This window comes from Arthrobacter sp. 05T444 (genome assembly GCF_056395905.1).
This window is the reverse complement of record NZ_JBFTKK010000001.1, coordinates 295,668-310,370: the sequence shown is the minus strand read 5'-3', so window position 1 is coordinate 310,370 and position 14,703 is coordinate 295,668. Positions and strand designations below refer to the sequence as shown.

General features: G+C 65.8%; 13 protein-coding genes and 1 tRNA gene. 9 read left to right on the top strand and 5 right to left on the bottom strand.

The annotated features are described in order from the left end of the window. Positions 1–27: 27 nt before the first annotated feature. The 6 genes from AC1DD3_RS01395 (at position 28) to AC1DD3_RS01370 (ending at position 4,731) form a co-directional block, all read left to right on the top strand. Positions 28–510 (top strand): FMN-binding protein, encoded by a 483-nt coding sequence (locus tag AC1DD3_RS01395; protein ID WP_476880807.1) that lies wholly within the window; start codon positions 28–30, stop codon positions 508–510. 51 nt (positions 511–561) lie between these two features. Next, positions 562–1,434 carry an FAD:protein FMN transferase gene (locus AC1DD3_RS01390; protein WP_230116922.1) on the top strand — a complete coding sequence of 291 codons (873 nt, stop codon included), beginning with the start codon at positions 562–564 and terminating at the stop codon, positions 1,432–1,434. Continuing rightward, a complete protein-coding gene (locus tag AC1DD3_RS01385; RefSeq protein WP_230116923.1) occupies positions 1,431–3,044 on the top strand; it encodes a ferredoxin--NADP reductase in 1,614 nt (537 codons plus the stop codon). The genes AC1DD3_RS01390 and AC1DD3_RS01385 overlap by 4 nt, the downstream gene beginning before the upstream one ends. Positions 3,045–3,137: 93 nt before the next feature. Continuing rightward, positions 3,138–3,210, top strand: a tRNA-Arg gene (locus AC1DD3_RS01380). Positions 3,211–3,306: 96 nt separating this feature from the next. Beyond that, on the top strand, positions 3,307–4,353 hold the full coding sequence (locus AC1DD3_RS01375; RefSeq protein ID WP_230116924.1) for a M4 family metallopeptidase: 1,047 nt from the start codon (positions 3,307–3,309) through the stop codon (positions 4,351–4,353). A gap of 63 nt (positions 4,354–4,416) precedes the next feature. Continuing rightward, positions 4,417–4,731, top strand: a complete 315-nt coding sequence (locus tag AC1DD3_RS01370) for a protealysin inhibitor emfourin (RefSeq protein WP_230116925.1) — start codon at positions 4,417–4,419, stop codon at positions 4,729–4,731. Here the strand turns inward: AC1DD3_RS01370 and AC1DD3_RS01365 are convergent. Beyond that, positions 4,728–5,696, bottom strand: coding sequence for a GlxA family transcriptional regulator (locus AC1DD3_RS01365; protein WP_230116926.1), 969 nt, complete (start codon positions 5,694–5,696; stop codon positions 4,728–4,730). The two genes, AC1DD3_RS01370 and AC1DD3_RS01365, sit on opposite strands and share 4 nt — an antisense overlap. A gap of 81 nt (positions 5,697–5,777) precedes the next feature. On the opposite strand from AC1DD3_RS01365, the gene AC1DD3_RS01360 reads away from it, so the two are divergent. Further along, a complete protein-coding gene (locus AC1DD3_RS01360) occupies positions 5,778–5,945 on the top strand; it encodes a hypothetical protein (protein ID WP_230116927.1) in 168 nt (55 codons plus the stop codon). 180 nt (positions 5,946–6,125) lie between these two features. Then, on the top strand, positions 6,126–10,127 hold the full coding sequence (hrpA, locus tag AC1DD3_RS01355) for an ATP-dependent RNA helicase HrpA (RefSeq protein ID WP_476880806.1): 4,002 nt from the start codon (positions 6,126–6,128) through the stop codon (positions 10,125–10,127). Positions 10,128–10,130: 3 nt separating this feature from the next. Here the strand turns inward: hrpA and AC1DD3_RS01350 are convergent, their stop codons facing one another. The 3 genes from AC1DD3_RS01350 to AC1DD3_RS01340 all read right to left on the bottom strand — a co-directional run bounded on the left by AC1DD3_RS01350 (position 10,131) and on the right by AC1DD3_RS01340 (position 12,702). Further along, positions 10,131–10,559: an HIT family protein gene (locus AC1DD3_RS01350; protein ID WP_230116929.1), complete on the bottom strand. Its 429-nt coding sequence runs from the start codon at positions 10,557–10,559 to the stop codon at positions 10,131–10,133. Next, positions 10,556–11,716: an NAD(P)-dependent alcohol dehydrogenase gene (locus AC1DD3_RS01345; protein ID WP_230116930.1), complete on the bottom strand. Its 1,161-nt coding sequence runs from the start codon at positions 11,714–11,716 to the stop codon at positions 10,556–10,558. Before AC1DD3_RS01345 ends, AC1DD3_RS01350 begins: the two co-directional genes overlap by 4 nt. A gap of 131 nt (positions 11,717–11,847) precedes the next feature. Beyond that, positions 11,848–12,702 carry a sulfurtransferase gene (locus AC1DD3_RS01340; protein ID WP_476880805.1) on the bottom strand — a complete coding sequence of 285 codons (855 nt, stop codon included), beginning with the start codon at positions 12,700–12,702 and terminating at the stop codon, positions 11,848–11,850. A 127-nt stretch (positions 12,703–12,829) separates the two neighbouring features. On the opposite strand from AC1DD3_RS01340, the gene AC1DD3_RS01335 reads away from it, so the two are divergent. Continuing rightward, complete coding sequence (locus AC1DD3_RS01335; protein ID WP_476880804.1) at positions 12,830–13,912, top strand: PLP-dependent cysteine synthase family protein; 1,083 nt, start codon at positions 12,830–12,832, stop codon at positions 13,910–13,912. Between the two features lie 48 nt (positions 13,913–13,960). On the opposite strand, the gene AC1DD3_RS01330 is transcribed toward AC1DD3_RS01335, so the two are convergent. After that, positions 13,961–14,617: an MBL fold metallo-hydrolase gene (locus AC1DD3_RS01330; RefSeq protein ID WP_476880803.1), complete on the bottom strand. Its 657-nt coding sequence runs from the start codon at positions 14,615–14,617 to the stop codon at positions 13,961–13,963. Positions 14,618–14,703 lie beyond the last annotated feature (86 nt).

Genomic DNA, 14,703 nt, shown 5'->3' with positions numbered 1-14,703 from the left:
GTGCCCGTACAAACGAAACGAGACACCGTGAAGCCTTCCGTCCGAAAAAGCGTCTTCGCCGGCATGGCTGGCCTTTCCCTGGCCGGAACGGTGGCTGGCTGCGCGCCTTCCGCCCAGCAGCCCGCCGCCCAGGAAACGCAGCCCGCCAAGCCCGCCACGACGTCGGCGAGCGCAGCGCCCGGATCGTCGTCCAGCGCATTGGCGGAGTCCGGCGGAGGCTACAAAGACGGCACCTACAGCGCCGACGGAAGCTACAGGTCACCGAACGGCACGGAGACCGTGGGCGTCCAGCTGACGCTGGCCAACGGCACGGTGTCCGCTGTCGAGATCACCGAGCACCCCTCCAATCCGAACACCCGCAAGTTCCAGGGTCAGTTCGCCAGCGGAATCGCGGAGCAGGTGGTGGGCAAGAGCCTCGACGAGATCAAAGTGTCCAAGGTGGCGGGTTCGTCACTGACCAGCGGTGGCTTCAACCAGGCAGTCGAAGAGATCAAGGCCCAGGCCCTGTAGGCGGCTGCTCGGCTTGGACGCAGGACATGGACCGCACGTTGAGGAGAGCCCATGCCGCACCCGGGCTGGCAGAATTTCCGCTTTGAAGGAATAGGCACCAGCTGGGAGATTTCCACGCCCGCACCACTGGGCCCCGGGTTTCGCAGCCGCCTGCTCGCCGAGGTGGAGCGCTACGACTCCACGTGGTCCCGGTTCCGCGACGATTCCCAGGTAGCCCGAATGTCCGCCGGGCCGGGAAGCTACGCATTTCCGGCTGAAGCCACGGGCCTGGCGTCGCTGTACCGGATCCTCTATGCACTGAGCAACGGTGCCATGACGCCGCTCATCGGGGGCAGCTTGGAACAGTTGGGCTACGGCCCCGGCTATTCCCTCCGGCCACGCGGCGCCCCAACACCCCCGCCCGCCTGGGACGACGTACTGGAATGGCGCGGAACGTCAATGACCACCAAGGCGCCCGTCGTGCTGGACATCGGTGCGGCCGGAAAAGGCCAGCTGGTGGACCTCCTGGCTGAAGTGCTGCAAAGCCAGGGTGTCCGCGAGTTCTTCGTCGATGCGGGCGGCGACCTCCTGAACGGTGGAAACGCACCGGTGACAGTGGCACTGGAGCATCCGTACGACTCCAGCAAGGCGATCGGCACAGTTCCCCTCGCGAAGGGAGCTCTGTGCGCCTCGGCCTCAAACCGCAGGGCCTGGGGCGACGGCCTTCACCACGTACTGGACGGAACCACCGGAACCCCGGTTCGCACGGTCGTGGCCACGTGGGCCGTGGCACGAACCGCGATGGAGGCCGATGCCCTGGCCACCGCCCTGTTCTTTGTTCCCGGTGAGGTACTGGAGCGCCATTTCCGGGTTTCCTGGCTTAAGGTTTTTTCCAACGGCAGTGCGGAGTATTCCGCGGAATTCGAAGGAGCACTGTTCACATGAGCCAGACAACCTTCCGGCCGCGGATGTCGGCGGCCACCGCGCTGGACGCCATGCTGGGCCGCCTGACCATGTACCGGCTGGTGCTGCTGGTTCTCGCTGTGCTCGCCGCGTACAGCCTCCTCCTCGACGCCCTTGGCTGGCTGACATTCGGCATACCCCAACTGTTGGCCCACCTGGCGTTGTGTGTGGGGCTGACCTACGCGTCCAACCGGGCACTGGCTGCCCTGTTCCGCGTCCAGCCACACTCGGAGTCTTCACTGATCACCGGGCTGCTGCTCTATTTCCTGTTCTGGCCTGCGCAGTTCGGGCAGGCGTTCGCCGGCGTCGAACTGGCCGGCATCGAACTGGCCGGAGTGGCCCTGGCCTGCGTGCTGGCGTCCGCGTCAAAGTATGCGCTCGCCTGGCGCGGGCGCCATGTCTTCAACCCCGCGGCGGCCGGCGCCTTCATCACTGGCCTGACGGGGTTGAATATCGCCACGTGGTGGGCAGGTACCCCGGCAATGCTGTGGTTGCTGGTTCCCGCGGTCCTGCTGGTGCTCTACCGCACGCGGAAAATGCTCATGGCCGCGGTTTTCACCGTGGTCGCCACGTCCATTGTGGCGGCTGGGCTGTTGCAATCGGGGGTGGACCCGGGAGGGGCACTGTGGCAACCACTGGCCCAAAGCCCCATCATCTTCTTTGTCGGGTTCATGCTGACGGAACCGCTGACCTTGCCTCCTCGGCGGTGGCAGCAGCTGGCCCTGGCCGCCGTCGTGGGTCTGCTGTTTGCAAGCCCTTTCAACCTCGGCTTCGTGGCGAACTCCCCTGAGCTGGCCCTCCTGGTCGGGAATTTGGTGGCTTTCCTGGCCGGTCAGCGCGGAAGCGTCAGGTTGTTGTTCAGGCACTCGCGCCGGCTCACCCCGACGACGACTGAATTTGTCTTCGAGCCGCGGCGCCGCCTCCGCCACGCCCCGGGCCAGTATCTGGAGCTCGACCTCCCGCATGCGAAGCCGGACGGAAAGGGCCGCCGCCGTGTCTTCAGCCTGACAAGTCACCCCGATTCGCGGCACGTCAAGATCGGCGTGGGCACGGCCGAACCCGTCTCAGCCGCCAAGCAGAAGCTCCTGGCGCTCAAGCCGGGGGATGAACTCACGGCCACCACTGTGGGCGGGGACTTCGTTTTGCCGCGGAGATCCAAAAGCCCGGTCCTGCTGATTGCGGCGGGCATTGGCATCACGCCGTACCTGGCGCATCTCTCCGACGGCTCAGCCGGGCCGCGGGACACTGTCCTGCTCTACCTCGCCCGCAACGCCTCCGAACTGGCGTATTCCGACGAACTGAAGCAGTCGGGGGCCCGCGTCATTGCCCGGCTGGCCGACGGCTCGACTCCCCCGGACTTCATCGAGGATGCGGCCGCCGGAGTGGAGAACTCAGGCGCGGCAGGCATCGAAGCGGCAGCAGCGGCGCCGATGGCCAGGCTGGACGGACCTGCGCTGCTGCGTCTTGTTCCGGACATCGCCCGGCGCACGGTTTTCATCTCGGGCTCACCGGCCAGCGTCGGCTCCCTGCGGCGTGCAGCCAGGCAGGCCGGCGCCCGCCGGATCCGCGTGGATTCCTTCGCAGGTTACTGACGCGGGCTGCAGCCGAGGGAGAGGTTTTCCATTCGAGGCCACCTTCCTGCTAAGCTCTAGGACGTCCAGCCGGGAACGGCAGGATCCCTGACTGCCCTCGTAGCTCAGGGGATAGAGCGTCTGCCTCCGGAGCAGAAGGTCGTAGGTTCGAATCCTATCGAGGGCACAGAACAAACCCCGTTACTTCCCGTAAGTAGCGGGGTTTTCTGCATCTCCAGTGCGCCTCCATGGATTGTCGGTGGCCGCTCGTAGGCTGATTCGCATGATCTGTTCAATCATTCCGCCCTACATGCTGCGGCGCCTTGCCGCCCAGGACTCGCCGCGGTACACCGCCGTCGCAAGGGCAGCCAAAGAGGCCCTGCTGCACGTGAAGTCCGTGCAGGCAGCCCGCGCCGCTCCCTCTGCCCCGGTGACTGCCCCTGGCATGAGGCAGCTGCAGCCGGCCCCCGTCAACAGATCCGTCTTCGACGCCAAATCCGGCGAATCGCTCCCCGGCCAGCTCGTCAGGAAGGAAGGCGAAGCGGCCATCGGCGACCCCGCCGCCGATGAAGCCTACGACGGGCTGGGCAGCACCCACAGCCTTTACGCGGAAGTCTTCGGCCGGAATTCCATCGACGGCCGCGGAATGCCGCTCAACGCCACCGTCCACTTCAGCAAGCTCTACGACAACGCGTTTTGGGACGGGCAGCAGATGGTGTTCGGCGACGGCGACGGCGAAATTTTTGAACGGTTCACGCGCTCCCTGAGTGTCATCGGACACGAGCTGGCCCATGGGGTGACCCAGTATTCGGCGGGACTCGCCTACCGGAACCAGGCCGGCGCCATCAACGAATCGCTGTCAGACGTTTTTGGCGCCATGGTGGAGCAGTACTTCCGGAAACAGTCCACGGCCGACGCCAGCTGGCTGATCGGTGAAGGCCTCTTCATGCCGCAGGTTGAGGGTTCGGCGCTGCGCTCCATGAAGGCGCCCGGAACCGCGTATGACGACGACGTCCTGGGCAAGGACCCGCAGCCGGACTCGATGGACTCGTACGTTCGCACCAGCGCGGACAACGGCGGTGTGCACATCAATTCGGGCATCCCCAACCGTGCTTTCTGCCTCGTGGCGCAGGCGCTGGGCGGGAATGCCTGGGAGGCTCCGGGGCAGATCTGGTACGAGACACTGACGGGCGGTTCCCTCCCGCCGACTGCCACGTTCAGCGTCTTCGCCAAGGCAACTGCAGCATCTGCAAGGGAACTGTTCGGTGCGGAGTCAGCGGAGCATGACGCCGTGCGCCTGGCGTGGGAAACTGTGAAGGTAAAGCTCTAACCCAACGCCGGGAATGCGGCCGATCTGCGTTTCCGGCGGCCCCGGAATAACCAGGACCCCGCCATGAAAATCACAGTTGAGCGTAGCGGCGGGATTGCTGCGCTGACCCGCACCTGGACGGTGCAGGCCACCACCTCCAGCGACAAGAACCACTGGCAGCCCATCGTTGAGGCTTGCCCGTGGGATGCCGTGCCCGAATCCCGGCCAATCACCGAAGGGCAGCCTGACCGGTTCATGTATTCCATCCGCGCCGGCGAACACCGCGCCACCCTGCCGGAGAGGGCCGTCACCGGCCCTTGGCGGGTGCTGGTGGAGACAACCAGGGCTGCCGCGGAGGAACTGCGGACCGGCGGCGGCGGGGCCGGTTTCCGGTCCTAGCCCGCCGAAGCCAGCTGGCCGCGGAATGCCCTGCGGTAGGACTGCGGGCTGGTGTCCAGCACCTTGGCGAAGTGGTGCCGGAGCAGCACCGGATGGCCGAAGCCGGATTGCCTCGCCACCTCATCGATGTTCAGTTCAGTGGACTCAAGAAGCTCCTGCGCCCGCAGCACCCGCTGGGAATTCAGCCACGCCGCCGGAGTGGCGCCCGTCTCCGCCCGGAACCGGCGGGCAAAGGTCCGCGGGGACATGTGCACCCGGGCGGCAAGTTCTTGGACGGGGTGCTCCTCGTCCAGGTTCTGCACCATCCACCGCAGCAGTTCCTCCATGGGCTGAGAGCCGCACTCAGGCATGGGCCTGTCGATGAACTGGGCCTGGCCGCCGTCGCGGTGCGGAGGCACCACCATGTCACGGGCTATGGCCGCGGCCACCGCGGCGCCAAACTCAATACGGACCAGATGCAGACAGGCGTCGATGCCCGCCGCCGTTCCCGCACTGGAGATGATCCTGCCGTCCTGGACGTAGAGAACGTTTTCGTCAACGAGGACCTTCGGAAACTGCGCGGCAAGCTCGCCGGAGTAGTGCCAGTGCGTGGTGCACCGGCGCCCGTCCAGCAGCCCTGCCCTTGCCAGGGCAAAGGCCCCTGAGCAGATGGACATGACCCAGGCCCCGCGGTCGTGGGCAGCCCGCAGGGCTTCCAGCACTTCCTCGGAAACATCCTCCTCCCGGCCGTACGGCGTCATGATCACCAGGTCCGCGTCCGCGGCCGCCTCCAGGCCAAGACTGACGTTCATGGTCAGGCCGGTCTTGAGTGGGATGTGGCCGGGCACTGGCGTGCAGACCCGGAAATCAAACTCGGGCACACCGGCTCCGCGGCCGGACCGGTCAATGCCGAACACTTCAAACGCGGTGCCGAACTCAAAGATCGAGAAGTTGGGAACCACGATCACAGCTACTGATTTAAGCATGAATCCAGTATGGCAGAAATTTGCACTTTTTAGGCATTTCTGCCACTTTTTTCCGAGGTCGGCTAAGAGAACCATGGAGGTATGGAAATCGTCGCAATAGCCCTCGTAGTCCTGGTCCTCATCTCAATCGCCGCCACGTTCACCGCCGTCGTGCGGGACGGCCGCGGACACACCCCACCCGAATATTCAATCCGGGACTGGTCCGCGCTGGACCTGCCCAGCAGCAATTACACGATGCGCATCTTCTGATCGCGCACCTGGCTCCCCGCCCATATTCCGCCTCCAACAGAAAGGACCCGGCTCACAGCGAGCCGGGTCCTTTCACGCTATGGGGCCCGTGGGCGCCGGGATTGCCGCTGCACCGCCCTGCTCCGGCGCTTCCGACGGATCGCCGAGCCCCTCCCGGGCCGCAGTAGACTGATACCAGCCATGACTTTTCATATCTCCTACCCCGCCGAGTTGCCGGTCTCCGAGCGCCGCGAGGACCTGATGGCGGCCATTGCCGCCAATCAGGTGACCATCATTGCCGGCGAGACCGGCTCGGGAAAAACCACCCAGATCCCCAAGATGTGCCTGGAACTGGGCCTCGGAGACAACGGGCTGATCGGGCATACGCAGCCGCGGCGGCTCGCTGCCCGCACGGTGGCTGAACGCATTGCCTCCGAACTCGGCGTGGAGATCGGCCAGGAAGTGGGATTCCAGGTCCGGTTTACGGGCGAGGTCAGCCGGTCCACCAAGGTCAAACTCATGACCGACGGCATCCTGCTGGCCGAAATCCAGCGCGACAAACTGCTGCGCAAATACAACGCCATCATCATCGACGAGGCCCATGAGCGCAGCCTCAACATCGACTTCATCCTCGGCTACCTCAAGCGGATCCTGCCGCAGCGCCCGGACCTGAAGGTGATCATCACCTCCGCCACCATCGATCCCGAGCGCTTCGCGAAGCACTTCGGATCAGAGGAGGCACAGGCGCCCATCGTCGAGGTCTCTGGGCGCACGTTTCCCGTGGAGATCCGCTACCGGCCGCTGTCCCAGCCGGCCGGGGGCGGCGCAGACGACGAGAACGCCTCCGACGACGAGCTCGAGGAAGACCGGGACCCTCTCGATGCGGTGTGTGACGCCGTGGATGAGCTCGCCCTGGAGGCACCCGGCGACATCCTCATCTTCTTCTCCGGCGAGCGCGAAATCCGGGATGCCGCGGAAGCCCTGAACGCCAGAATCCAGTCCAACCGGCGCCTCGCCGGCACCGAAGTGCTTCCGCTCTTTGCGCGGCTGAGCCTGGAGGAACAGCACCGCGTGTTCAACCCCGGCAGCAAGCGGCGGATCGTGCTCGCAACGAACGTCGCCGAGACCTCCCTGACAGTGCCGGGCATCAAGTACGTCATCGACACCGGCACCGCCCGCATCTCACGATATTCACACCGCACCAAGGTCCAGCGGCTGCCGATTGAACGCGTTTCGCAGGCTTCGGCCAACCAGCGGTCAGGCCGCTGCGGGCGCGTGTCCGACGGCATCGCCATCCGCCTCTACTCTGAGGAGGACTTCGAATCCAGGCCGCTCTACACGGACCCGGAGATCCTGCGCACCAACCTGGCCGCCGTAATCCTCCAGATGACAGCCATGGGAGTGGCCCGCGGGCCCAAGGACATCGAAAAATTCCCGTTCGTGGAGCCGCCGGACTCCCGCGCAATCAACGACGGCGTCACGCTCCTCCGGGAGCTTGGCGCCTTGAGCACTCCCCAAGCTGCCGATGCCGCAACCTCCGCCGGACGGGGCGGCGGTTCCGGCCGCAACGGCGGCGGGCTTACCGCCGTCGGTCAGCAGCTTGCGCAGCTGCCGGTGGATCCGCGCCTGGGCCGCATGATCGTCGAAGCAGGAAAACGCGGCTGCGTCCGCGAAGTCATGGTCCTGGCGGCCGCGCTGACCATCCAGGACCCGCGCGAGCGCCCCCAGGGGGACGGCTCAGGCAAGCAGCAGCTCGCCGCGGAAAAGCACGCCCGCTTCCGTGATGAGAATTCCGACTTCACCGGCTTCCTGAACCTATGGAACTACATCCAGGAAAAGCAGCAGGAACTGTCCTCCACTCAGTTCCGCCGCCTGTGCCGGAACGAGTTCATCAACTACCTCCGGGTCCGTGAGTGGCAGGATCTGTTCGCCCAGCTCCGGCAGCTTGCCCGCCCCCTGGGCATCAGCCTGGATAACAAGCGGCTGGCAGATCCGGTGGGAAACAACGAGGGCATCCACATCAGTCTCCTCTCCGGCCTGCTCAGCCACATAGGCATCCTGGACGAGCGCAAGCGGGAGTATGCCGGTGCACGCGGCAGCCGCTTCGCGATCTTCCCCGGCTCCGCCCTGTTCAAAAAGTCCCCCACCTTTGTCATGGCCGCGGAGCTCGTGGAAACCAGCAGGCTCTGGGCCAGGGTGGCCGCCAAGTTTGAGCCGTCGTGGGCCGAGCAGGTGGCTCCGGACCTCGTCAAGCGCACCTACAGTGAACCGCACTGGTCCACGAAAATGGGCGCCGTCATGGCCTACGAGAAGGTCACCCTTTATGGCGTGCCCATCATCGCCCAGCGGCGTATCAACTACGGCAAGGTCGATCCCGTCCTCGCCCGCGAGCTGTTCATCCGGCACGCGCTGGTCGAGGGTGACTGGAAGACGCACCACAAGTTCTTCCACCGCAACCGCGCGCTCCTTCAGGAAGTGGAGGAACTCGAAGCGAGGATGCGCCGCCGCGATCTGCTGGTGGACGACGAAACACTCTTCGAGTTCTACGACGCCAGGGTGGGCAAGGACGTTGTCTCGGAGCGGCACTTCGACAAATGGTGGAAGGAGGCCCGGCAGCAGGACGCGGCGCTCCTGGACTTTGACCAGTCGCTGCTCCTCAGCGAGGATGCCGAGGCACTGGATGACTCTGCCTACCCCAAGACATTGCTGCACAAGGGATTCGAGCTGCCCCTGAGCTACGAGTTCCACCCGGTGGCGCCAGGATCGCCGCCCAATCCCTCCGACGGCGTTACCGCGGAAGTTCCGGTCCTTTTCCTGAACCAGCTCGACGACGCCGCCTTCCGCTGGCTGATCCCGGGCCAGCGCGTGGAACTGGTCACTGCACTCATCAAATCGCTGCCCAAGCAGATCCGCAAAAACTTCGTTCCGGCTCCGGACGTTGCCAGGCAGGCAGTTGCTGCGCTGGAGGCCGAATTTGATCCCGCCGGGGACGAACTCGAGTCATCGCTGGAGCTGGTGCTGCGGCGGATCCGCGGGCACATCATTCCGCCCGGGTCCTGGAACTGGGACGCCGTTCCCCAGCACCTTCGCGTGAGCTTCAAGGTGGTGGACAGCCGCGGCAAGGTGCTGGATGAAGGCAAGGATCTTGAAGCACTGCAGGAGCGGCTTGCGCCTGCCACCCGGCGGGCCATCGCGGAATCGCTGGGCGCCACACCGGCCACTGCCGCGCCGCGCGCCGCCAAGAAGGGAGCACCCACTGCCGCCGTGCCGACACATGGAGACCGGCAGCAGGTACACCGGGGATTCGCTGACCAAAATTCGGCTGGCCAGGGCTTCACGGAACAGGCCGGCCTGACCGAGTGGTCCTTCGGCACAATTCAGCGCGAAATCAGCGTTACCGTCAAGGGTCATACTGTGACTGGCTACCCGGGGCTCGTGGATGAAGGGAAGTCCGTGGCGCTGCGCGTCTTCCAGTCGGCCTCGGAGCAGCAGGAGGCCATGCGCGGCGGAGTGATCCGGCTCCTGGCGTTGCGGGTTCCCGCGCCCGACCGTTATGTCCTGGAGCACCTGAACAACACGGAGAAACTGACCTTCAGCCAGAATCCGCACGGGTCTGTCGCGGCCCTGATTGCCGATTGTGCCCTCGCGGCCATAGACAAGCTCACTCCGGCGGGGCTGCCTTGGGACAGGGCCTCATTCGACGTCCTGTTCGAACAGGTCCGCGCGGAATTGATCGACACCGTCTTTAGCGTGACTGCCGTTGTGGAGCGCATTCTTGCCAGCACCCGGCGGATCGAAAAACAGCTCAAAGGCACCACCAGCCTGGCGCTCATCAGCGCGCTCAACGACATCAAGAGCCAGCTGGAGCAGCTGGTTTTCCCCGGGTTCGTCGCCCGGACGGGCTACGCCCAGCTGAGCCAGCTGCCGCGCTACCTCGCTGCCATCGAAAAGCGCGTCGAAAAGCTACCGGGTAACGTGCAGCGCGATGCGCTTAATATGGCCGCTGTGCAGCGGCTGGAGGATGAGTATGACGACGCCGTGTCAGCCCTGTTGCCCGGCCGCCGGGCGGGAGCCGAGCTGACGCAGGTGCGCTGGATGATCGAGGAGCTGAGGGTGAGCCTGTTCGCCGTCGAACTTGGAACCGCCTACTCCGTCTCGGAGAAGCGGATACGGGCAGTGCTCAACAAGGCCCTGGCGGCCTAGTTCTCAGGCGTCGGGAACGAACTCCCCATGGCCGGCGTCGCGGAGCCCGGCGCGGAGCTTTTCCGCGTTGGCGTCCAGCGTGGCAGGGTCCGGGTTATGGTCCGCGGAGGCGAAATCGAAGTCGGCCATGCTGTTGGACGGCCAGACATGGACGTGCAGGTGGTTGATCTCGTAGCCGGCCACGATGAGGCCTGCGCGGGCTGCACCGAAGGTCTCGACCTGGACCGCGCCGATGCGGCGGGCCACCTCCATGACCCTGGCCAGCGTCTCAGGCGAAGCGTCCGTCCAGCGGTCCACTTCCTCGGTGGGAACCACCAGTGTGTGGCCGTCCGCCAGCGGGCCCATGGTCAGGAACGCGGCGACGTCCGGTTCGCGCCAGACAAACCGGCCCGGGATCTCCCCGTTGAGAATTTTGGTGAACAGCGTGCTCATGCGTCTGCCCTTTCCGCCGGTGCCTGCAGGGTGGTTGTGTCCAGAACGAAACGGTACTTGACGTCGCCCGCCACCATCCGGTCGTAGGCGTCGTTCAGCTGGTCCGCCCCGACGATCTCAACGTCGGAAACCACGCCGTGTTCGGCGCAGAAGTCCAGCATCTCCTGGGTTTCCGCGATGCCCCCGATCAGGGATCCGGCGTAGGCGATCCGGCGCCTGATCAGTGCGCCCGGGTTCACGGGCGGCATGGCGTCGGAAGGAAGCCCCAGCTGGAACAGGGCCCCGTCCCGGTGCAGTGTGCGGAAGAACGGGTTCAGGTCGTGCGGTGCTGCCACAGTGTCAATGATGAGGTCGATGCTCCGGTTCGCGGCGGCCATCGCGTCCTCGTCGCGGGAGAGGATGACGGCGTCGGCGCCGAGTTCCAGGGCCGCCGAGACCTTCGATTCGGACGTGGTGAAGACCCTAACCTCTGCACCCATGGCCTTGGCCAGCTTGACCGCCATGTGTCCCAGGCCGCCGAGGCCCACGACGCCCACAACGTCGCCTTCCTCGACGCCGAAGTGGCTCAGCGGCGAGAACGTGGTGATGCCTGCGCACAGGAGCGGCGCCACGGCGGCGGGGTCCAGGTTTTCCGGTACACGCAAGACGTAGCGGCGGTCGACCACCACGGACGACGCGTAGCCGCCCTGGGTGATGGAATCGCCGTTCCGGGCGTCCTTGGCACCGTAGGTTCCGGTCATGCCCCGTTCGCAGTACTGCTCCAGTCCCTCACGGCAGCTTTCACATTCGCGGCAGGAATCCACAATGCAGCCCACGCCCACGAGGTCCCCTGGGGCGAAATCGTCCACGTCCGAACCCACGCGGCTGACCCGGCCCACAATCTCGTGCCCGGGCACCAGCGGATAGTTCTGCGTGCCCCATTCGCCGCGCGTGGCATGCACATCCGAGTGGCACAGCCCGCAAAACTCAATGGCGATTTCGACGTCGTCGGCCTTCGGAGCCCGCCGGGCGACGGTCAACGGAACCAGTCCACCGGTGCTGGACACGGCGCCGCGTGCGGCAGCAAGGCGCCCCTCAAGGGGCGATGCCGTTCCAGCGTCTTCGGCGAGCGGGATCTGCAGGGCAAGCGGCGGTGGTACGGGGCGTCCAGGAGTCATACTGCGACGCTACCCTCCGCGGCCAGAACAATGCCAGCCGACGCACGCCCACCGGACTGTGCCGGACGGAACGTGCCGCCGGATCGTTCCGGTCGGATCGTTCCGGTCGCCAGGCCGGGCACGCAAACTCCTCAGCCTTGCCTGGCATCTCCGGGCTCTGCACCGGTTGCCACGGGCCGTGAGGCATCGTTGGACCATTGGGAGAAGGAGCCGGGGAAAAGCGCCGCGGGAATGCCGGCGATCTCAAGTGCCGCGATCTCATGGGCGGCGGTGACGCCCGAGCCGCAGTAGACCGCAGTCTGCGTTGCTTCGTCCACTCCCAGCCGCGAGAAGCGGAGCCGGAGGTCCTGCGCCGGCAGGAAGCGGCCGTCGTCGCGCAGGTTCCCGGTGGTAGGCGCGCTGACAGCCCCGGGAATGTGGCCGGCGCGCGGGTCCACGGGTTCGATCTCGCCGCGGTACCGCTCCCCGGCACGGGCATCAAGCAGCACGCCGCGCGTTGCCCATTCCGCCGCCTGAGCAGCGTCGATAACGCGCATGCCGCCGTCGGTAAGCGTCACGTCGCCGGAAGCGGTCTCCTCCGGCCCGCCACGAAGCGGCAACCCTGCCCGGCGCCAGGCGGCCAGGCCGCCGTCGAGCAGGTAGACGCTGCCGAAGCCGGCGTTGCGGAGCATCCACCAGAGGCGGGCCGCCGAGGTGTTGCCGGCATCGTCGTAGGCGACCACCACATCGCCCGTGCTGATCCCCCAGCGCCGGGCGGCGTCCTGGAGCTTGTGCAGCGGCGGCAGCGGATGGCGCCCACGGGCAGGCTCCGCAGGCTCCGCCAATTCGGTGGGAAGGTCCACGTAGACGGCACCGGGGATGTGCTCCTTGAGGTAGTGCCCGTGGCCGTGGGGATCACCCAGCGCCCAGCGGATATCCAGCAGCACGGTGCGCTGCCCGGAGGTCATCCTGCTGTTCAGCGCGGACACGTCTATCAGGGTATCCATCGAATCTCCTGTGGCTTGGATGAATTTGGCTTGGATGAACTGCACCCGGACGAACAGTGGCTGGCGGCACCGGGGCCGGCAGCACAACTCTAGCGGTGCCCGCCCGCTTCACCGGTAGGCTGAATCGGTGAGCAGAGCACGCAGCGCGGACCGGGCATGGGCAGACGAGGCCATCCGCAAGATCAACGCGGAAAACAACAGGTCGGCGGACACACACCTGTATTCCGTGCCGCTGCCCGAGCACTGGGGCGTACAGCTCTACCTCAAGGACGAGTCCACGCACCGCTCCGGAAGCTTGAAGCACCGGCTGGCCCGCTCCCTGTTCCTGTTCGGTTTGGTGAACGGCTGGATTAAGGAGGGCACCACCATAGTAGAGGCGTCCAGCGGCAGCACGGCGGTCTCCGAAGCGTACTTTGCGCAGCTGTTGGGGCTGCCGTTCATTGCCGTCATGACCCGCACTACGAGTCCTGAGAAGATCGCCCTGATCGAGCAGTTCGGCGGCGCCTGCCTGCTCGTGGACCACGCTTCGGAGGTCTACGCGGCAGCCGCCGAGGTGGCGGACACCAGCAACGGCCATTACATGGACCAGTTCACCTATGCGGAACGCGCCACAGACTGGCGCGGCAACAACAACATCGCAGAGTCCATCTTCCAGCAGCTCGCCCTGGAGGAGCACTCTGTCCCCCGGTGGATCGTAGTGGGTGCGGGCACGGGCGGGACAAGCGCCACGATCGGCCGGTACCTCCGCTATCACCGGCATGAGACGGAACTGGCTGTGGTTGATCCGGAAAATTCGGCCTTTTATCCGGGCTGGCGCAGCGGTGCCGCTGACTTCAGCACGGGCCTTCCCTCACGGATCGAGGGCATCGGCCGGCCCCGGATGGAGCCAAGCTTCGTCCCTGCCGTCATCGACCGCATGATCCAGGTTCCGGATGCCGCCTCGGTCGCCGCCATGCGGCACCTCCATACCCTGGCGGGACTGCACGCCGGGCCCTCCACCGGCACCAACCTTTGGGGCGTGTGGCAGCTCGTGGCGGAGATGGTCGCCGAGGGGCAGCGGGGCAGCATCGTTTCGCTGATGTGCGACGGCGGTGACCGCTATGCGGGCAACTACTACAACACTGCGTGGCTGGCAGCACAGGGGCTCGAGCCCGAGCCCCATGAAGGCACCCTGAGGGCATTTTTCGATTCCGGCGTCTGGAAGCCGTAGCCGCCCGGCGGCCCGGCGGCCCTTCGACGGACCCAAACGGCAACGAAGTCAGACGTCGACGGATTCGCCGCTGGACAGGTGGGTGTACTCCGTGCCGTACCTGGCGCACAGCCTCTTAACGTGGCCCTCCACCAGCTCCATTCCGGTGCCGTTGAGGAGTGCGTCATGGATGGGAAACGCCCGCGGCGCGCGCACGCCAATCACGAAATCCACCACCTCGCTGACCTTGTTCCACGGCGCGTGAACCGGCACCAGGAGCGTCTGCACGCTGATGCCATCCGGAATGATGAACGAGTCGCCGGGGTGGTAGACGTTTTCATCCACGAGATAGCCGATGTTGGCCACCATGGGAACGTGCGGGTGGATCAGCGCATGCTGCCCTCCGAAGCTCCGAATCCCGAATCCGGCAGCGTCAAAACTTGTTCCGGGGTCCACGGCATGGACGCGGGACGCCGCGCCAGGTGCTTCGCTGCGGAGGTCTTCCGCCACCCCTGCCGGTGCGAAGAGCTGCAGGTCCCCATTGGCCGTGAGGGCAGATTTCACGGCTGCCACATCAATGTGGTCCTTGTGTTCGTGCGTGATGAGGACGGCGTGCGCGCCGTCCAGCGCTTTGGCGGCCTCGGAGAAGGTCCCCGGATCGAGCACCAGCACCTGCCCGTCTTTTTCGAGGCGCACGCACGCGTGGGTGTACTTTGTCAGCTTCATCTGGCCAGCCTAGGGAACCGGCCCCGTCAGTGTCCACGGACGTCCGGCTGGTAATCTAGGACCTTGCCAGTATCCCTTAGCGAAGC